17 protein-coding genes are annotated in these 20,347 nt (G+C 48.8%); all 17 read right to left on the bottom strand.

The window, feature by feature from the left end:
* Window positions 1-225 precede the first annotated feature (225 nt).
* The 17 genes from AC4IFB_RS01245 to AC4IFB_RS01165 all read right to left on the bottom strand — a co-directional run bounded on the left by AC4IFB_RS01245 (window position 226) and on the right by AC4IFB_RS01165 (window position 20,196).
* Window positions 226-2,508: a sensor domain-containing protein gene (locus AC4IFB_RS01245; RefSeq protein ID WP_490776314.1), complete on the bottom strand. Its 2,283-nt coding sequence runs from the start codon at window positions 2,506-2,508 to the stop codon at window positions 226-228.
* A gap of 15 nt (window positions 2,509-2,523) precedes the next feature.
* Window positions 2,524-5,520 carry a chemotaxis protein CheB gene (locus AC4IFB_RS01240; RefSeq protein ID WP_490776315.1) on the bottom strand — a complete coding sequence of 999 codons (2,997 nt, stop codon included), beginning with the start codon at window positions 5,518-5,520 and terminating at the stop codon, window positions 2,524-2,526.
* A gap of 424 nt (window positions 5,521-5,944) precedes the next feature.
* The gene (locus AC4IFB_RS01235) at window positions 5,945-7,393 is read right to left on the bottom strand and encodes a nickel-dependent hydrogenase large subunit (RefSeq protein ID WP_490779147.1); all 1,449 of its coding nucleotides are present in this window, start codon (window positions 7,391-7,393) and stop codon (window positions 5,945-5,947) included.
* On the bottom strand, window positions 7,390-8,409 hold the full coding sequence (locus AC4IFB_RS01230) for an NADH-quinone oxidoreductase subunit B family protein (protein ID WP_490779146.1): 1,020 nt from the start codon (window positions 8,407-8,409) through the stop codon (window positions 7,390-7,392). Before AC4IFB_RS01230 ends, AC4IFB_RS01235 begins: the two co-directional genes overlap by 4 nt.
* Window positions 8,402-9,772 carry a PAS domain-containing sensor histidine kinase gene (locus AC4IFB_RS01225; protein ID WP_490776318.1) on the bottom strand — a complete coding sequence of 457 codons (1,371 nt, stop codon included), beginning with the start codon at window positions 9,770-9,772 and terminating at the stop codon, window positions 8,402-8,404. Before AC4IFB_RS01225 ends, AC4IFB_RS01230 begins: the two co-directional genes overlap by 8 nt.
* Before the next feature lie 163 nt (window positions 9,773-9,935).
* A complete protein-coding gene (locus AC4IFB_RS01220) occupies window positions 9,936-11,414 on the bottom strand; it encodes a sigma-54-dependent transcriptional regulator (RefSeq protein ID WP_490779145.1) in 1,479 nt (492 codons plus the stop codon).
* On the bottom strand, window positions 11,411-13,117 hold the full coding sequence (locus AC4IFB_RS01215; RefSeq protein ID WP_490779144.1) for a hydrogenase maturation protein: 1,707 nt from the start codon (window positions 13,115-13,117) through the stop codon (window positions 11,411-11,413). Before AC4IFB_RS01215 ends, AC4IFB_RS01220 begins: the two co-directional genes overlap by 4 nt.
* A gap of 13 nt (window positions 13,118-13,130) precedes the next feature.
* Window positions 13,131-14,180 (bottom strand): hydrogenase expression/formation protein HypE, encoded by a 1,050-nt coding sequence (gene hypE, locus AC4IFB_RS01210; RefSeq protein ID WP_490776321.1) that lies wholly within the window; start codon window positions 14,178-14,180, stop codon window positions 13,131-13,133.
* A 25-nt stretch (window positions 14,181-14,205) separates the two neighbouring features.
* A complete protein-coding gene (gene hypD / locus AC4IFB_RS01205; RefSeq protein WP_490776322.1) occupies window positions 14,206-15,345 on the bottom strand; it encodes a hydrogenase formation protein HypD in 1,140 nt (379 codons plus the stop codon).
* Complete coding sequence (locus AC4IFB_RS01200) at window positions 15,342-15,566, bottom strand: HypC/HybG/HupF family hydrogenase formation chaperone (RefSeq protein ID WP_490779143.1); 225 nt, start codon at window positions 15,564-15,566, stop codon at window positions 15,342-15,344. The genes hypD and AC4IFB_RS01200 overlap by 4 nt, the downstream gene beginning before the upstream one ends.
* 89 nt (window positions 15,567-15,655) lie before the next feature.
* A complete protein-coding gene (hypB, locus tag AC4IFB_RS01195) occupies window positions 15,656-16,489 on the bottom strand; it encodes a hydrogenase nickel incorporation protein HypB (RefSeq protein ID WP_490779142.1) in 834 nt (277 codons plus the stop codon).
* Window positions 16,490-16,555: 66 nt separating this feature from the next.
* Window positions 16,556-16,897, bottom strand: coding sequence for a hydrogenase maturation nickel metallochaperone HypA (gene hypA, locus AC4IFB_RS01190; protein ID WP_490779141.1), 342 nt, complete (start codon window positions 16,895-16,897; stop codon window positions 16,556-16,558).
* Complete coding sequence (locus AC4IFB_RS01185) at window positions 16,897-18,078, bottom strand: nickel-dependent hydrogenase large subunit (RefSeq protein ID WP_490779140.1); 1,182 nt, start codon at window positions 18,076-18,078, stop codon at window positions 16,897-16,899. Before AC4IFB_RS01185 ends, hypA begins: the two co-directional genes overlap by 1 nt.
* A complete protein-coding gene (gene hybE, locus AC4IFB_RS01180) occupies window positions 18,075-18,665 on the bottom strand; it encodes a [NiFe]-hydrogenase assembly chaperone HybE (RefSeq protein WP_490776327.1) in 591 nt (196 codons plus the stop codon). The genes AC4IFB_RS01185 and hybE overlap by 4 nt, the downstream gene beginning before the upstream one ends.
* On the bottom strand, window positions 18,662-18,889 hold the full coding sequence (locus tag AC4IFB_RS01175; RefSeq protein WP_490776328.1) for a rubredoxin: 228 nt from the start codon (window positions 18,887-18,889) through the stop codon (window positions 18,662-18,664). Before AC4IFB_RS01175 ends, hybE begins: the two co-directional genes overlap by 4 nt.
* Entirely contained in the window at window positions 18,886-19,755 is an 870-nt protein-coding gene (locus AC4IFB_RS01170) for a hydrogenase expression/formation protein (protein ID WP_490779139.1), read from the bottom strand. The genes AC4IFB_RS01175 and AC4IFB_RS01170 overlap by 4 nt, the downstream gene beginning before the upstream one ends.
* Window positions 19,756-19,770: 15 nt before the next feature.
* Window positions 19,771-20,196, bottom strand: a complete 426-nt coding sequence (locus AC4IFB_RS01165; protein ID WP_490779138.1) for a hypothetical protein — start codon at window positions 20,194-20,196, stop codon at window positions 19,771-19,773.
* Between the last annotated feature and the right edge of the window lie 151 nt (window positions 20,197-20,347).

The raw sequence follows: 20,347 nt of genomic DNA, 5'->3' as shown, positions 1-20,347 counted from the left end.
TAAGGAGAGAGGAGAGCTACTCACCCTGCTTTTACTTACCACACTGATGATTTCTGTTTTCCTCTGCCCCTCATCCTCAGCTGTATAGTGCTTTGTATCTCTCAACACTTACTCGATATGTGTAATCAAGTGAGATTAATCAACTATCGCAATAGTGGTCGTGGTTAATTGAACGGGAATGTTTGCGTTTAAAAATAATAGCCCAAGGATTAACTTAAGTTGATTTTATGAGCCTGCAGCGGACTGAGCTATATTCTTCAGGTATTTTTCCAGGTCATCTGAAGGCATTGGTCGTGCGAAAAGAAAGCCCTGCCCAACACGACAACCCTGCTCAATCAGGAATTGATGTTGCTCCTCGGTTTCCACACCTTCAGCCAGTACATCAAGTAATAAATTCCTCCCCATAGAAATGATCGCTTTGGAAATTGCGACATCATTCAAATCACCCGGAATTTCAGAAACAAACGTTTTATCGATTTTAAGTCGTGTGATTGGTAGTCGTTTAAGATAATTTAACGACGAATAGCCAGTACCGAAATCATCGATTGCAACCTTGACTCCAAGCGCTCGAAGACTGGACAGGGTTTGGCTGGTGACCTCGGTGGAGCGCATCATGATGGTCTCTGTAATCTCCACCTCTAAACAACCAGGCGCGAGAGCTGTGTCATTCAGGATATGCTCGACATCAAGAACCAGGTTGTTATGATCGAACTGCTTCCCTGACAAGTTGACACTGATCGTCACCTCACTATCCATCAAGCCTGAATCCTGCCAGGCTTTCATTTGTTGGCAGGCTTCTCTCAATATCCATTTACCCATTTTATTAATAATTCCCGACTCCTCTGCCAAAGGAATGAATTTATTGGGTGTTACTAATCCAAGTTCTGGGTTTTGCCATCTTATGAGTGCTTCAATACCACAAATTTTCTTGGATACCAGCTCAAACTGGGGCTGATAATAGAGTATCAACTCGTTATTTTTCATAGCACCATGAAGGCTGGATGCCAGAAAAACACGTTCAAATGCTTTGCTGGTCAACTCTTCCGAATAGTACTGGAAGGTATTTCTGCCCTCTTCCTTAGCCCGGTACATCGCAGAATCTGCATTACGAACCAGATCATCGACGCTATCCCCATGTTCAGGATAGAGGCTGATACCAATACTTGCGCCGAGAAACAGTTTATGACCATTTATAGTAAATGGTTTTCTGAAAGTATTGAGCAACTTTTTCGCGACCAGCGCGCCATTTGATTCATTTTTGATGTGTGTGAGTATTACAGTAAATTCATCCCCCCCCATTCTTGCAATGGTATCATCTTCCCGAAACAGAGCCTGAAACCGTTTTGCAACCTCTTTCAGTACTTCATCTCCACAGGCGTGATCGAAGCTGTCATTGACCTCTTTGAATCGATCCAGATCGACAAACAGTATTGCAATTGTTGTTTTGCTTCGGTGAGCAACGTGGATCGCCTGACTCAGACGGTCTGCGAACAGCAGACGATTGGGCAGTCCTGTCAGTGGATCATGTTGTGCCAGATGCGCATAACTCAGTTCTCGTTTCTTCAGCTCATCGAGTAATTCCAGGTGTTCTGTTATGTCATGAGATGATTCAATAACCCCAATAATCTCACCATTATCATCAAACAGTGGACTGATCGAGATCTCAAATCTTCGATTTACCCCCATTTCTGAAACATGACTGTGAACAACCTTACTGGGTGATCGGGTTTGCAGTACAATCTGTAGCGGACAAGGGTAATCATTACCCGAACAAGGTTTCTCATTGTTGTGGGAAAGCTGATAACAGCAGAGATTCTGCGAATCGAGTTTCAATGTACTGGCAACTTGTTTTGCCGCAAGATTCATTCTTAACACTTTATAGTCGAGACCGATCACCATGATGGGATCATCGACACCATCAATAACATGCTGCAGAAATGTACGCTCATCAATTACCGCCATTTCTGTCTTGCGGCGCTCTGTGGTATCTGTCAGATTCATCAGGCAACAGATTTCACCGTCTAAACTTGTATGGATGATACTATCCGCTCTGACATAGCGGTTATTACTCTCTTTTGAGATTTTCAGTGTAAAGTCATTTGAAATCAGACGATCTTCAGCGAATGCATCACGTATATGATCAAACAGCAGACGACTCATTCCCGCAGCCATTTGTGTTGAGAGGGGTCTATTCAACAATCGTGAACGTTCAGCACCCAACATCGCAGCAGCTGTTAAATTAAGATTTTTTATAATCCCGTGGTTATCAAGGGTCAAATAACCCACAGGAGCGAAATCATAGAGTTCAGCATATTGATCACGTATGATTTCCAACTCCTGCTGCGATTCGATCAAATCCCGATTTTGGATCTCAAGTTCAATTTTATGGAGTTGTAGATCATGCAGCAGATGTTCAGAGTCTGTATCCTTTTCCAGATGCAGCAGATCCTCAGATTGACTGAGCATTTTTTCAAGCTCTATGCGACTGAGGCTGCTGTATCGGCTCATGATACTCTCCTTAGTTCAGTTAGCCATCACACGTTCTGCTGTAGAGAGGGCAAAGGGTTTCCCATGTCCATCCAGCAGGGCACTGGCTACCAGCCAGACCTTCAATATATCGCCAGCTTTCGTTACTCGTTCCAGCTCTATTGGATCTATATTTTTTCCCTCTTGAATGGCTTGCAGCAGCTTCGCCAGATCTGCCTGACCACTATTCGGGACGATCTGTTTTACATTCAAGCTTAGAGCTTCCTGTTCAGTGTAGCCGTAGAGACGCTCGGCTGCAGGATTCCAGGCTTGAATATTGCCATCCAGATCCTGCACAGTTATGGCGTCACTCGAATCCCTTACAACTGCGGCCAAACGCATCTCCTCTTGCAGCGATTTTTTGATGCGGTCGATATCCTTTATCGCATCGATATCGATAAAAGTGATCACTGCGCCATCAATATGATTGTCCAGTGTCCTATATGGGCGTATGCGGACCGAGTACCAGTGGCCCTGATCATCTTCTATCTCTATTGACTTTGTGACCATCGTATCGATCACGTGCAAGACTTCCGACTCTAAATCGCCAATCTCAATATTTGGTTTGATATTACCGATAGGCCTGCCCACATCGGTATCGATAAGGTTAAGCAGTTTCTCCGCCGCTTGGGTAAACTGGCGTATGCGTAGATCTGGCCCAAGCATCAGGATCGGTAGATTGACACTCGATAACAGATTGGTCAGGTCATCATTGGAGCGGGCCAGCTCCTGATTGCGAGTCTCCAACTCCTCGTTGACGGTGGACAACTCCTCGTTGGCGGATTGCAACTCCTCTTTAGCGGTCTCCATCTCCTCGTTTGTGCTCTGCAACTCCTCATTGGTGGACTGGATCTCTTCATTTGCAGAACGCAACTCCTCATTGGTACCCTCTTGTTCTTCAACAATTGACTGCATGTATTCACGAGTAGTCGTTACTTCTCGTTCCAACTCGGCGTTACGTGCTGACAGAGCTTCGAAGTTTTCACTATCTCCAGGTGTTAATTCTCCAGCGACTGACTGCTCTATCGTTGGTGCCGGGTGTGGTTCGAACATCACCAGCAGATTATCCTCACCCTGGATCGCCCCGCCCAGCGACAACACCTGAATATCCACGCGCAGCGGTTCACCATCGACCTTTAATCGAACATTTTCCTTACGCACTCTGCCGCCCTCTTTGGTGATATTGTGGATAGCAGCACGCAATTCGACAACCAGATCCGGATGGGCAATCTTATATAGATTAAGGGAGGCTGCCCCATTTGAGGGTTCGATATAGGGCCAGGTACGTCCGAGAAATCTGACAACCATTTGGTCAGGATTGACAATAATCCCGGGAGGAACATATTTATCCAGCAGTAGACGGTCAGCCTCTCTCTCAAGATCGTAGACCTGTCCACTATCGTGGGTGATCTGAGGGATCTCAATAGTCACAGGATTATGATTCGATCGAAAAACCATATCGTTTTTGAGATGTGCAGCAACTGATTTCTTCTGGTATATCTTGGCTTTTTTATCTTTCAGGGCATACAGGTCAGCCAGACTGCCTATGGTTTCAGAAGAGCCAAGCAGTAAGAATCCATTGGGTTGCAAAGCATAGTGAAACACCTGCAACACCTTCTTCTGCAGTGTGCTACCTAGATAGATCAGAAGATTCCGACAACTGATCAGGTCGAGACGTGAAAAAGGTGGATCCTTAATCACATTATGCACCGCAAACACACACATATCCCGTAACTGTTTGTTGACTTGATAACCTCCTGAGACCTTGTGAAAGTAGCGGTTCAGGCGCACACGGGAGATCTCATCCTCTATATTTTCGGGGTAGATTCCACTACGTGCTTTCTCGATGGCGCTTTGGTCGATATCGCTGCCGAATATCTGGATCGGAAAACTAGTGACCCGACCACCAAGATATTCAATCAGTGAAATCGCAATTGAGTAGACTTCCTGACCTGTCGAGCATCCTGGCACCCAGATCCGGATTGATGCATCTTTTGGCCGCTTGTCCAGCAGCTTTGGAAAGACGCTAGCTTGTAAACCCTCAAAACTTTCAGGGTCGCGAAAAAAGGCTGTCACATTAATCAGGATATCCTGGAACAGAGCATCTATCTCTTGCGGCTCTTTCTGCAGCAAGACAATATATTGGGAGATCCGATCGATTTTGTGTAGCAGCATGCGACGATTTATACGCCGTTTAATGGTTGTCGCCTTGTAGTAGGAAAAATCGTTACCGGTACGTGCCCGTAGTAGTATGAAAATTTTATTCAGCTGTTCAGGCGTGGCGGTGAGAACCTCCTCATCATGGTCTACAGCTACACTGGGGCGCAGTGAAGCGTGTTTAGCAATCCGAACCAACTCCTTGGCAATCTCTGCCGGTGCTAAAACAAAATCGATACAGCCGGCTGCTACTGCATTTGCCGGCATGCCGTCATACTCTGCACTCTCGTTATCCTGAGCGAAGGTTATGCCACCGACCTCCTTGATGGCGCGGCAACCCAGAGTGCCATCTGAGGCTGTTCCTGAAAGCACAACCCCAACGGCTGCTGCACCTCGATCCTCGGCCAGACTCTGAAAAAAAACATCAGCGGGATTATAGTGTCGTTTATTATCGACATTAGGCAGGAAAATCAGAGTGTTATGTAACAGAGTCAATTGCTCATTTGGCGGTATGACATAGACATGATCAGGGGCAATGGTCATACCATCGGTAATCTCTACAACGGGTAGATGACAATCCTTGCTAAGCAGTTCTGACAGTATCGATTTATGGTTGGGAGAGAGATGCTGAATCAGTACAAAACTTATTCCTGAATCGCCAGGCAGCTTGGAGAGCAGAGATTTGAAAGCCTTCAGCCCACCAGCTGAAGCAGCGATTCCAACAATAGGTGTATCTATATGTTTTTCAGTTGTTTTTTTACTAGCTGATCTTTTCGGCTGCTTTTTTTTGCGGGAAGCGGCCTGAGTGCCACTTTTGGGTTTATTGCTACCGGCCATGAAGGTAATCCCTTAAATACAGATTAAATAGATCTGCGAGTAATCTAGCAGATTTAAACTTTCAGGTAATTTCCATGGTCGCGTTAGCAAAGAATGGTATAAACCGGTACCTGATCAAATGAATAAAACAAGCTAATGATCCCTATATTTCCAATTCTAGTTAATGCCTTGTCTATAGTCCATTAAGCTCAGAAACGAAGAGAGCATATTTTATCGGCAAGGTGTCGCTACAAAGCTTGCTCAGAACTCCCTAAGAGTTAATAGAGTTAGAACCACGAATAGCTCTATTTAAAGGCGATGTTTAATAACAGCTTTATACCCTGAATTGGGTAGGGCCCACCAAAAGCTATTGGAAGTTAACCATTAACCCGGCAATTCAATATGTCGGGTTGAGAATAGTCGATATGTTTCGACAAAGATATCTTTAATGGACTGTACAAACCATGCAGGGATCGAAGGAGCGGACAATATGTTGTACTGAGACTGGATCTTTCTCCCCTGCTCTGAGAGGAGCACCTTGTAGAGCCAATTCGAGGGCGCCGGGTTGCCCAGCGGCATCACGAGGTGAAAAATTCCAGGTGGTTGGCGCAACTATCTGATAGTTGAGAATGCGTCCGTGTCTGATCTTTATCCAGTGCCCCAGACTCCCTCGGGCTGCCTCCACCAAGCCAGCCCCTTGCGCTTCCTTGGGCATTGAGGCGTGATTACAGAAGGGCTCCTTGGGGTGGATCTCCCTGACCCAGGACTCCATTAACATCACCGCCCGTGCAATCTCCAACAGCCTGGCGATTACTCGGTTTCTTACATTTCCACCGCTTTGAGATACCAGATCCCGAATCAGTGGATGGCCATCAATCTGCTGTCGGGCCAAGGCACCGACCTCTATAACTTTGCCATCCAGACGAGGCGCCTTACACCAGCTATAGGCCTCTGCAACATCCGCATCGGGTAGTGTAATACCCTCGAAGGGATGCTTGGGGGCAGCCTGGTATTTCATCCAGCTGTGGCTGATATCCTCGGTAATCAGTGAAGTATCCAGAGCAGCCGCTCCCTGATCCCAGACACCTTGGCGAAAGCTATACTGACCCAGCAACTGGTAGGCCCCGTAACTCATAAAGCGGTCGCTGCCTCTTCCAAGTTGATCCAGTTTGAGTTGCGCTGCCACTTCAAGAAAAGATCTGAAATCGCTGTGGTCAAGGGGGTGATCAGCTATCCATTCCTGAAGCGCCTCGGCAGAAGCCAGGGCATCGATTCTCTCCAGAGTATCACCAAAAAGCCGGCTCTCCAGGAAACGGCGAAAACCGAACAGTATCGCCTGCAGCCTGGCTTTCTCTTGCATCTCAATCGAGCGGCTGACACCACCGGGCTGTATCGCCAGACTATGGGGCCACTTGCCAGCCATCAATCCCATCAGGTGCATAAACTGAGCGCGGGCTGCCAGCATCTCAGGGGCTGCTGTACCGGTTTGTGCGCGGAACCGTTCTGCGATTCCGGGATACCAGGCTTCGTTACTGTAGGTCTCACGGGCAAAATCGGGCATGAAAAAGAGATAGAAATGGGTCAGATGATCCGCCACATTCTCATTCGCCAGAATCAGGTTGATTGATAGGTCGCCGTTTGATGGCATGGCAACACCTGACAACTCAGACAGGGCACGGGCAGCTGCAACCGATTGGGATACGGAGCAGATACCGCAGATCCTTGGTGTATAGACCAGTGCATCACCTGGGTCTTTACCTTGTAAGATCTGCTCGAAGCCTCGATAGAGGGATGAGGAGACTTGAGCAGAGGTGACCTGCTCGTTTTCTATCTCCAACTCGACCTCCAGATCCCCTTCCACCCGATTGAAGGGACCAACAATGCGTCGACTCATGATTTATCACTCAATTTACGGCTTGGAGGTACTCGAATATGGTCTGCCACTGCATTCTCTTTGAGGCGTTTAGGCGTAGCGGCCTTGGCTAATGAGGCCAGAGCAACGAACCAGGCCTTGGGCATATCGGTAGGCAAGCCAACCGGTATACCGGCAATCTTTGGTGTCTCTGTGAAGGGGTGTCCCGGCTCTTCAAAGCCTGGCGCAGTACAGTTGATGCAGGCGTATCCTCCCCTTAAGCAGGACCCTTCTCCATTCCACAGACGGGTATTGCAGTCGGCATGGGCCTGAGTGCCCAAGCACCCCATGTGCTCCATCATACAACCCAGGTCAGAGGACTTTTCGGCACTGGCCTTATATTCATAGTACTCATTGCGAGGGCAACCATGATGAACCAGATGATCTGCATAGCTTCGAGGACGACCATAGCGATCAAGGTGCTCATGCTTCAGCTCACCACAGGCGATCTGTAGCAGAGTTTCGCTAACCCAGTTTGGATGTACAGGACAACCAGCAATATTGATAACAGGCAGGCCCTCCTGGTCAGCGAACTGCTTACCCAACAAGCCCCCTTCAATACTCTCATCATACTGGAGACCGCAGGATTCACTGGGATTACCGCCTGCTGCGGTGATGCCCCCATAGGCGGCACAACTACCAACAGCGACCACATGCCGCGCCACCTTGGCAAGTTTTTCAATCCATTGCATCATCGGTTGACCAGTACCGGCCAGTCGATGAAATTTACCGCTGCCATTAGGTCCGCACACCACCGAACCCTCGAGACAGAGCAGATCAAGAGGCACCTCTCCATGCAGAATATCCTGCAACAGCTCTATCAGTTCACTGCCAGAAGCTTCACTGATTGAAGGGTGCCAGAGCAGATTGATTCCCGCACTCTGCAGTGTGGTAAAAATATCCGGAGCCTCGGCACAGAGCAGAGAGAGCGTGCAACCGCCACAGCCGCCGGATTGCAGCCATAGAAGATTCAGAGGCTGGTGCTCAGTTTCAGCCATCGCCAGCTCCGTTGCGTGGAAGTTGAAGGGTAAAGATGGCGCCACCCTCAGGGTGATTACCTGCCTTCAGATCCCCCCCCATATCTCTTGCCAAGCCGTAGCTGATGTAGAGTCCAAGACCGGTTCCCTTGCCTACCTCTTTAGTGGTAAAGAATGGGTCGAATATCTTTTTCAGATCCTGCTTTGGAATACCTGCGCCTTCATCTTTAACACTGACCAGGACGTTCTCATTTTCTTTAACACAGTGGATGGTCAGTCTTGGTTTTTGTTGTCCCTCCATGACATCGATAGCATTCTGCAAAAGGTTGATGAGAATCTGGTGAACCTGCCCCTGACGTCCGGTAATCAGAAATTCTCCCCTTAAATCAAATATGACTTCCAACTGCTCCCGCGCCGCTTTCACAACCCAGTGGATGGCTGTTTTAATCACTTGATGCAGGTCGAAGGATTCCTCACTCTCTTTTTGCACTCCGGAGTAGCGCCGCAGATCAAGTACAATGTTACTGATGCGTTCAGCCCCCTCCATGGTGCCTTCGATCAATGGCCCCATATCCGATTCAATGCGATCGATACGATGATTTTCACGAAGTTGTTGATGAAGTTCAGGTTGCAGGTGACCCCCTACTTCAGTCAGATAGCCGTTGATCCTTTCAGCGTAGCGTTTCAAAGCATGCATATTTCCGAACACAACACTGATTGGATTGTTCAACTCATGAGCAACACCAGCCACCAGGCGACCGAGTGAAGCCATCTTCTCAGAATGAACCAACTGCTCCTGGGTCTGTTTCAGATCGCCATGCGCCTTGTTGAGTTTCTCATAGGCTCGTCTCAGTTCTCCAACGGGCCGGCCTATCAATACCATACCCATTAGGCGTCCTTTAACGTCGTAACGGGAGGAGCAGTTCATCGCCAGAGGCATGGTGCCCCCTTCGAGGGTTTGCAGACTCACTTCACAATCGACAATCGCATCACTGCCTAATTTTTCTGCGAACCCACCTACCAGTGATTGCGACTCAGAACCGAAAAGTTCGACAAAAGATCGATGCAACCATTCGCTTTCAGGTTTACCGGTCAGATCCTCCAATGCCTGATTCACTTGCAGGATACGACCCTGCACATCACAAACAATCAATACCTCTGTCATCGACTCAAGTACGCTGCGGATAAACTGTTGTGTCTCTTCCAGCTCCGCGTTCTTCTGTTCCAGCTCCACTTGATAATGCACCAGATCGGCATAGACCTTATCCATCTTCTGAATCACATCGATCCAGGCATGCTCAGTGGATTCGGTGAATTCCATTGGTGTTTCCATACCCACCTTGTCGATCAGGCTAGTAGTTTGAGATAGCTTGGTCTCTGTCATAACTGCTCCATGTTAATGGGTCATTGATTCCGGGTCATTTGAGTGTATTGATAAGGTATGCATCTTATGGTTTTACTGTCGATGTTATGGGTTTGGTGCGGCAGGGCCGCACCCTACGTCATATTGGTAATGTACCTGTCGAACCAATTATTTCTCTAATGGCTCAGACCACCATATCTTCATCATCTCTAAGCTGTTCGATCTTCTCCAAACCATAACGCTCCAGTTTGCTGCGCAGACCGACACGTGAGAGCCCCATCTCTTTCGCTGCCTGGCTCTTATTCCAACGATTACGAATCAGACACTCTTTGAGAATACGAGCCTCTAGTGATTCAACACGCTCCTTGAGTGACCCCTGCAGCTCACCCATCATCAGCATATCGGCTTCATCCTCTTCAGGCGCGGCTCTTAAAACCCTTGGCGAGAGTAGATCAGCGCCAAGTAAATCACTCTCCCCCATCACTAACATATGGCGGATTTCGTTCTGCAGTTCCCGTACATTACCGGGCCAATGGTAGGCCTGCATACAGGCCAGGGTTTCAGTAGTAAAGCCCTCAACTTCTTTGCCCAACTGTTTGATTGAGGCCTCAAGGATAGTGTTGGCGATCAATGGAATATCTATCTTGCGTTCGCGCAGTGCCGGCAACTGTATCGTTACTGAGGCCAGTCGGTAGTAGAGATCCTCACGAAATCTTCCCTCTCTCACCTCTTGTTCCAAGTCCCGGTTGGTGGCAGCAATGATGCGTACATCAACCTGCCGGGTCTGACTGCTGCCCAGCGGGCGTATCTCACCCTCTTGCAACACTCGAAGTAACTTCACTTGAAATGCGGGTGAAACTTCACCTACCTCGTCAAGAAACACCGTGCCGCCATTGGCTCGTTCAAACAGTCCGGCACGATCTTCCACCGCTCCGGTAAAGGCGCCTCGTTTATATCCAAACAACTCACTCTCCAGCAGTTCGTCGGGCAGTGCGCCGCAATTCTCAACCACGAAGGGTTGTTGCCAACGATTACTGTTGTAGTGCAGCGCTCGGGCTGCCAACTCTTTACCTGTTCCGGATTCACCGGTCAGTAACACAGAGATGTCATAGGGTGAGACTCTTCGTATCTTTTCGCAGACCTGATTCATGCAGCTTTGGGGGCTGCGTACAATCTGATCATCGCAACTGTAATCCTCACGCAGTCGCTTGCTTTTTTTATCCATCAACGATTGCAGACGACTGGGGGACATCTTCAACTCGACACTGAGAACCTCATTCTTGCGCTGTAACTCGAATAGTTCAGCTGCATTCTTCAACAGTAGAATCAGACTGTCCGGATGCCAGGGCTTGGTAATGAACTGGTAGATGCCCGCTTCATTTACTGCGCTGATGATATCTTCAGAATCGGTATAACCTGAGATGATCATTCGAATCACATCGGGCCACTGTTCACGAACCTGCTTTAGAAACTCCACACCGGTCATATCGGGCATACGCTGATCGCAGAGGATGAGCTGCACCCATTTGCTCTGCAGAATGAGCCTGGCCTGTTCGACATTCTGAGCAGTCTGAATATCGAAGTCATCCTCTAAGATTCTCTCAAGCGTCTCCAAACTGCGGACTTCATCATCAACTATCAAAACAGTAGGACGTGGGCTCATGATGCATATTTCCAGATTGTGTCACTACGACGATGTCGAGCGATCGTCAGTGGTGTGCGGGACTTGGCAACCTTGTGTACAAAGTTGTACCGGGCAATATGGTAGCTTGGATCAAAGCCGTAGAAATTGCGTTTCATCTGTTCCAGTTCCTCTTCCCTGTAACTAGACAGGGGTTTTTGACGCTCATCCGCACTGCGGCGAACATTCTTATAATGTAGACGCTTTGCAAACGCTGGTGCACCTATCATCGATACCGCAAGACGTTTGACCTGAGAAATGAATAACTGACTGCTGCTATCAACGACCCGATCGACCAACTGCAATTCAGCAGCCTGGGGTACACCCAACGGCAGACGATTGTTGATGATGGTTGCAGCATGCTCTTCCCCGACATAGCGGGGTAGCAGATAACTCCAATACTCTGAGCCATAGAGGTTTCCCATATCCTTGTAATGGGGATTCAGGATCACGCCTTTTCTGGCCCATACCTCATCCGCAGCCCTAGCCAGAAAAACACCTCCGGCGCCTGCATTGCCTTGCAGAGCGGCAATTGTCAGATGGCTTTCAGTGGTAACGATTTCCAGCGCAAGATCATCAATGGCATTGATGTTTTCCCAAGAGGCATCAGCGGGACTGTCAGCCGCTTCAATGCAGTTGAGGTGCATGCCGTTCGACCAGTAATCGGGGCCTCCTAAAAGTACAATCGCCTGGGTATCACACTGCTTTGCAAGACGGTATGCATCGAGTAAATCCTGACACTGCTTGGTACTCATAGCACCGTTATAAAATGGAAAGTGTAGATAGCCGACCCGGTCAGCCTCTTGATACCAGATTTCACGGTAGCCACTCTCTTCATCCGCTTCGATTTCAGGCAGATTGCTCACCTCATCAGCCAGCAAGAGGCTGGCAGGCAGTTTAAAGTGATGCTCGCCGTCACAGGCTTTGAGATGACCAATCCAGACAGCGCCATCAAGTGTGGCTATACAGATCCCTGCACCGCATCTGGCAATGAGCTCACCAGGTTTGCCGGATAGTCTGGACTCTGCCCTGACATCGTAGAGATAGAATGTCTGGCCAAAGAGTTCCTGTTTAACCCCTGGCATACCATCAGCGGAGTGGATCTTTTTGATAACCTGATCGGTAGTATCCGAGTTCCAGTCGATAGCGCGTTCTGCCTGAGGCATGAGCGGCTGCCAATCTCCACTGGTTAAAGGGTCAAGATGCTTCTGGGACTGCGGTTTATATTCACCGCCCTGAAAACGATCAACCGCAAGCAGCACAGCTTGCACCGCGGCTTCTGTTACTTCATTTCTGTAGAGACTGCCCTTGCTGGCCTGGCGCATTTCAAACTCACAACTGGCCCAGATATCACCACCATCCATTTCGCCATTGGCCTGTAAAACAGTCACCCCCCAACGGGATTGCCCTTGAAGAATCGCCCAATCCAGGGATGATGGCCCCCGATCACCGGGTATACCGGGATGCACCACAAGACAGGTCTGGTTACGCCAGATCGATTCCGCTATGGCCCGCTTCAGGAAGGGGGCAATAATTAAATCGGGTTTGAAAAGAGAAACTGCCTCCTGTGCAACTGTATCGTTGATATCAAACTCAACCGACAGCTGATGGCCTTGAGCTTCAAGCTCTATAAACAACCTCTGGGTGAGGCTGTTAAAAGCGTGTGTCAAAAACAGTATACGCATTGATATAACCTGATCAGCAGATTCTTGGCAGCTGTTCACCGGAGAGCCAGTCAACCACCCGGCTGCCACCAAACAGCGTCTCCATCTGCACAAAGTGGTGAGGATCTTCGGTTACCCGCCCAATGATGGCGCTCTCCCGTCCCAATGGATGCTGTCGCATAACCGGCAATAACTGCTCTGCATCTTCTGCGGAACAGATACAGATCAACTTACCCTCATTGGCCACATAAAGCGGATCTAGACCAAGCAGCTCACAGGCGGAAGCCACTGCCGGTTTGACTGGAATATCCGCTTCAAGCAGATGCATACCAACTTGAGATTGACGAGCCAATTCATTCAATGTCGTCGCCAGACCACCCCTGGTGGGATCACGCAGACAGTGAATGTCGGGCGCTCTATCCACCATCTTCTCTACCAAGTGGTGCAAGGCAGCTGAGTCAGAGGTTAACGTTGTCTCAAAGGTCAGGTTCTCCCGGCTCGACATGATGGTCACACCATGGTCACCCATAGTGCCGTTAACCAGGATCACATCACCAACCTGAGCGCGGTCGCCGGAAATAGCGACCCCTTTCGGCACTACCCCGATACCTGTGGTTGTGATGAAGACACCATCCCCCTTACCTTTTTCCACCACCTTGGTATCACCGGTTACTATCGGCACACCCGCATCACTGGCAGCCTGGGCCATACTGATTACGATGCGCTCCAGATCTGCAAGAGGAAACCCCTCCTCCAGAATAAAACCTGCAGAGAGGTAACTGGGTCGGGCACCGGACATAGCCACATCATTGATGGTGCCATGAACCGCAAGGGAGCCGATATCGCCGCCGGGGAAAAAGAGTGGCGAGATAACATGTCCATCCACACTCATCACCATTCGTCCGGCGTCCACTTCAAAACTGGCCTGATCATTGGCCTGCCGCAGTAGTTCGTTGTCGAAGTGTTTTAAAAACAGCTCTTCTATCAACTGCGCCATTGCTCGTCCACCACTGCCATGGGTCATGTCGACCTTAGCATTACGGGTATCGAGTCGTAGCGGAAAAGGTTTTACAACCGCGTTCATAGGATCGCCTCAGTCAATGATCTGTTCATGCGCTTTTTGTCTCCGGTAGACGAAAACGCCCATAACTCCAATAAGCTGCACAAGCCCCTTCAGATGAGACCATACAGGACCCCATAGGGTTATCCGGTGTACAGACCACACCAAACAGCTTGCAGTCGGTAGGTCGTTTAGCGCCACGCAGGATGGCGGGACATTCACACCCTTTGACCTCTTTGGCCTGGCTCACCGGAATCTTAAAACGTTGCTCAGCATCAAACTCCTGGTAGTCCGATTTAATGCGTAAGGCACTGTAGGGCACCATGCCCAAACCACGCCACTCAAAACTGCGACGAAGTTCGAATACATCGGCAACCAGCTTTTGTGCCTTTCGATTGCCGTCACGGGTCACTACCCGGGTATATTCATTCTCTACTTCAAAACGCCCCTCATTCAGTTGACGAATCAACATCAATGCAGACTGCATCACATCCAGCGGTTCGAATCCGGCAATCACAACTGGCCGTTGAAACTCTTCGGCAAAAAACTCATAGGGACGACTGCCGATGACTGAACTGACATGAGAGGGACCAAAGAATCCGTGAATAGAGACAGAACCAATCTCTCGTACTTCAGGCGACTCAAGAATATTTTGTATTGCTGCGGGAGTCAGCACATGATTACAAAACAGACTGAAATTTTTCAGCCCCTGCTGTTTCGCCTGCTGCAGTGCGACAGCACTGGGAGGGGTGGTAGTCTCAAAACCGATCGCCAGAAAAACCACTTCCCGATGGGGGTTTTCCCGAGCGATCTTCAACGCATCCTGGGTTGAATAGACCATCCTTACATCACCGCCTGCGGCTTTGACTTTGATCAGACTGTTTCGTCCGCTTGCCGGTACGCGCAGCAGGTCGCCGTAAGTGCAAAGAATGACATCCTCAGCTTCAACCAGATGAATCGCACTATCAATACGTCCCACCGGAAGCACACAGACAGGACAGCCTGGCCCATGCACAAAGCGCACATTGTCCGGCATCAGATCCTCTACCCCATAACGGAAAATCGCATGGGTATGACCACCACAGAACTCCATCAAATTGTAGTTTCTGTCAACATCAACCTCTTGTCTGATCGCTGCCGCCAACTGTTTTGCCAGTTTGTGCTGTCGAAACTCATCTACATATTTCATGGTGTCACCCCGGCCTGGGCAAAGAGTTCCAGAGTTCTCTGCGCCTCTTCCTCGCTGACTTTATTGAGTGCATAACCTACATGGATGAGTAAAAAATCATCCACTCTTACATCATCAACCAACGCCAGGGAGACCTCCTTCTTGACTTCACCCAGCGCTACGGTTGCGTTATCCCCAAGCTCATCGATGGCGACAACTTTTGCCGGTATGGCCAGACACATTTTCGTTTACTCCAGCAGTTGTTGGTGCGGCAGGGCCGCAGCCCACGTATTTTTTATAGGTAGGGTGCGGCCCTGCCGCACCAGCACCTCTAGGCCGTTTTCGAGCGATATCCAATCAAAGCCGTCTGCCGTGTAGCGACAATCCACTGATACCATGCCTCCATCCCTTCACCTGTCGTTGCAGAAAGCTGCAGCACACGAATACGGGGATTGACCTGCTGGGCATAGGCGATACAGCGCTCAACATCAAAGTTCAGATGGGGTAACAGGTCGATTTTGTTAAGCAACATCAGATCTGCCGCATGAAACATGTCGGGATACTTGATCGGCTTGTCTTCCCCTTCAGTCACTGAAAGTATCGCCACCTTGTGCGCCTCACCAAGATCAAAAGCTGCAGGACAAACCAGATTACCAACGTTCTCTATAAACAACAGACTTTCATCTTCCGGTTGTAAACTCTGCATCGCATGTCCCACCATGTGACCATCCAGATGGCAACCTTTACCAGTGTTGATCTGTATCGCCTTGACTCCGGTAGCGCGAATACGTTCTGCATCATTGGTGGTCTGTTGATCGCCTTCGATCACAGAGATGGCGTGCTCAGCCTGCATATCTTCAATTGTACGGGCCAGCAAAGTGGTTTTTCCCGAACCAGGACTGGATACCAGGTTTAAGGTATGAATCCCATGTTTACTGAAATAACGACGATTCTCAGCAGCGTATTGATTGTTCTTACCCAGAATATCCTGCTCGATCTGAACCATACGCGATTGTGTCATACCCGGTGCATGAGCGTGGGCTGGACCCTGACCATAGTCGTGGGTATGTTCATGATCATGCTTGTGTTGATGGTCATGATTATGATCATGCTTATGTTCATGAATTGTTGTTTCACCTTCACTGCATCCACAGACAGTACACATCGCTGTTTACCTCAATTGTTAATCTGCATTAACGAAAATTCTTTAACTGATTATTTGGGCTCCGCCCTACTCAACTTCAAGTTCCTTAACCCGCATCTCATCACCCCCTGTAACCTGAAGTTGAAAACTGCCACATTCAGGACAGGCATCGAATCGAGCTGAGACTTCAACCCGCTTTGCGCAAGGCATACACCAGGCTTCACCTGGGATATTAATTATCTCCAACGTTGCGCCATCAGCCAGAGAACCTTTCATCACCGCATCAAAACCAAACCGCATCGCTTCAATTTCAACACCGGATAGTGCACCAATCTCCAGACAGACTGTTTTCACTTTGCTGAAACCCTGATTCGTTGCACTCTCTTCAACAATCTGCAGTACTCCTTCACATAGAGACATCTCATGCATCAGCAAATCTCCAGACTAAAACCGACACAAGGATCAACTGCATTAATCAGCAATTCTGCTTGTTGTTTCATTAAAGATTCACGCCCTATCGAAAGACGTTTCAATCCACGAGCCACAACGCCCAATGGATGAAAATTCCACTCAGTGGGAGCAAGGATCTGATAACTTGAGACGATGCCATCTCGCACCACAGCGCGATGAAAAAGACGCCCTCTCGCCGCTTCAATTTCACCAATGCCCTGCTGCGACATCACAACATCATGCTTTTGTTGAGCTGAGTCACTCTCAATTTCCAATAGATTCAGCTGCTGTGCAAGATGACTCGGCAGAGAGGCCAGCTCAACCAGCCTGGCAACCATGCGGGCATATACCCCGTTACCATACTCCTGCATCAGCTGCTGTAGCATTGGATGGGCACTCTGTCGTGTCAAAGGGCCAGTCTCATAAACATGACCGCCCCACTCTGGCGCCGCTATAAAGGCTTCAGCATCAGCTTGTGAAAGTCGTTTTGACATCTCATGGTGATCAATTTGTGGCAGTGGCAGTGCTTCACCTTCGCCTAACCTGGCAACTGTTCCATCACGCAATCTTCTAAGTAGTAGTGCAGCATCGGTCTCTGTTTTATCGAGCCAGTGATTAAATGTCTCTATATCTTCTATTCCATACCACTCAGTGGCATTAAGGCTAAAAACATTCTCAGAGGAGATAGTCGTGATTCGTCTGATAATCGATTCAATCATTGCTGAATCAAATGCAACAACCGGTTTTATCCTAAAGCTGTCCCCTTCAGGAAAACAGGCCAGCTTCGCATCGTTCATCAAGGTCGCAAGAGATGATGTAAGATCATGATTCAGTCTGCCTACATCTGAAGTGGACCAGTCGCTGAGGATGCGCCAAAGATGTTCCCGTGCCATCTCAACATTAACCAATATCTGTTCAAGCAGATCGGTTTGGGGATCGCTACTCTGACCGCTCGCCATACGGCAAGCCTTAACTGCAGCAGCAGATTGTGCGGTACCACAAACGCTGTAGAGCATTGGAATCATTGTGAGTAGTTCATCAACTGACTTTCCATTAAACATCCGGGTTAATTGCAGGGGGCGGGTTGAAATAATATCAACTTGACGTACCTGCTCACCATGACACTGCAGGGTTATCCTTAATTCCCCTTCGATACTCACTGCTCACAATCCTGATCAATAGCACCACGCAACAGCTCACGACGAGTTAGCGGTTGCTGCAACCGTTTACTGATCCCCGGTGATTCTTCCTCACTCTCGATTTCAGGGTTCTTCTCTACCTCTTCTTCTGTCTCTCCCTGCCAACGCCGTGTGATCTCACTTTCTCGAGTGGAGAGGCCATCTTGATTTTTATCATCCATTAGAGCGAGCATCACCTGCTCAGCGGTCTCCACAGCAGTCACCTGATCGGCAAATTCAAACACCGGGGAAAAGAGTGAGCACATTTGATATCGGCCGATGCCCTCCTCTTCACCGAGAATAAATTCATAGGGACCAGAAGGGAGTTGATGTAGCTCTTTTTCACCGATTTGGCGCTCTTTCCAGCTATCCCCCTCATGGGGTATCAGCATCAGATTCATAAACCAGGGTGTGATCATTACCCCCAGGCAATGGTTGTTCCATTCACGGAAACCTACAGCTTTCACCTTCAACGCCGGATTCAGTAGAGGTAGCCCTTGCATACGCTGTTTTTCAATGGTGCGGAACTGCAGCTCCAACCCTTCCATCAGATAGTCGGGACAGATCATGCTTCCTCCCTCAATACCATAAACTCCTGCTTCTTACCGTCACAATTGGGACAGCTCCAATGATCAGGCAGTTGAGAAAATGGTGTGCCAGGCGGAATTTGCCAATACTCATCTCCCTCAGCTGGATCATAGATATGCCAGCAGATCTTACACTCAAGGCGGCATGCATCATCCAGCTTGCTGTCATCGCCGCCATAGGAGCCGCCGAAAAAATCAGGATTCACAAGTAGGCCTCAAGAATCTCGCCCAGACGCTCGGCACTGTCTTGAATATCTTCATGAGCCGCTGCGGCTACGGCGGGGGTTGCGCCAATCTCAATCGTATTAAGGATATTTTTATCCTGAGAGTTGAAGTACTGCACCCACCAGACATTTTCAACCTTGGTACTGCTGATTCGGCAATTCCCATAACCTCTGGAGAGTATGGTCAAGGGCCCTTCGCCCAGACTGTTCATCAAGAACAGCAGATCTTCTTCGGTTTGTGGCAGCAGGGTCAGATTGATGACGTGACTCTCCCGGCCAGGCCGATATTCAGCAACCTTGTCATTGATCTCTGCAACCAGTGGTGGTGCATTGATCACCCCTTTGGGAATTGCATCACGCTGAGTCTCAACACGATGTGAAGCATTTTTGAATACATAGCGCTGACATAGCTTGGGTACATAAGCGACTTCGATGGTGTCTGTCGTCACTTCACCTGATTTGTCGAAATACCTGACCCGCCATAGACCTGCCATAACCGATTCCTGGATCCGTGCAGTGCAATCTGGGGAACTGAAGAGCATGCTCACTTCACCTTCTCCAAGCACCTGATCGACCAGTTCACTATTCGCAGAATCCAGATGAGTAATATCCAGAACTTCTGCTTGCACACTCCTGGATCTGGCTTGAAGTTTCAGTACTTCATCGAGTTTTTTGAGAAAGGAAATACCCTCTTGCAAACCTTCCAAATCATCTGCTTCAGGTATCTCGGGCATGCTGAAGGTGGTCATCTCAGATGGCAGCTGAAGAATATCGAGGCTTGAACCATCCTCTTCATCTGGTTGAGAACCGGGGCCACTGACGGTGATCGGGATATTGATTTCATTCATGATGGTTGTACCGATTTATTGGCTACAGGAATCTGCGCTCACGACAGGGATGCTGATAGGTTTTACCCCAGAAGGTTCCGCACTCAGAAGACGCTCAATTTCAGATAGGTAGACATCCCAGTCCTGCATCCGGGAAATAGCGCCGACATAGTCTCCATCCTGCAGCATTACAAGGGCTGGCCAACCATCGAAGGGATAACGGGCATGCAGCTGATGTTCAGATGACCGATCGACCAGGCCAACTTGAAATCGATCAACAAAAGCATCCATCAACAGGGGCAACACAACAGCCACATCGTTACTCTCAGGAAATTGCACAGGGTTCTCTGTAAAGAACAACAGCGTATTCCTATGATTTTGCGTGAAGCTATCAAGGGATTGCTCATCGACAACAGCAATACCTCTCTGATCTATGAGTTGATTGATCAAGGCTGAAGCCATGATGATCTCCTGTAATTAGGACCTGTTACGAATATCACTGGTATTCGAGAATTAATTCAAAATCATGAATGTGTGAGGATGACTCACTCATTTTGGTGGGGCATGGCCCCACCATACCTACACTTTCTAACGTAGGGTGGGGCCATGCCCC

It is taken from the genome of Candidatus Thiodiazotropha sp. AKIB8 (assembly GCF_058244675.1).
The sequence above is the reverse complement of the archived record's forward strand: the minus strand, read 5'-3'. Positions and strand labels throughout refer to the sequence as shown.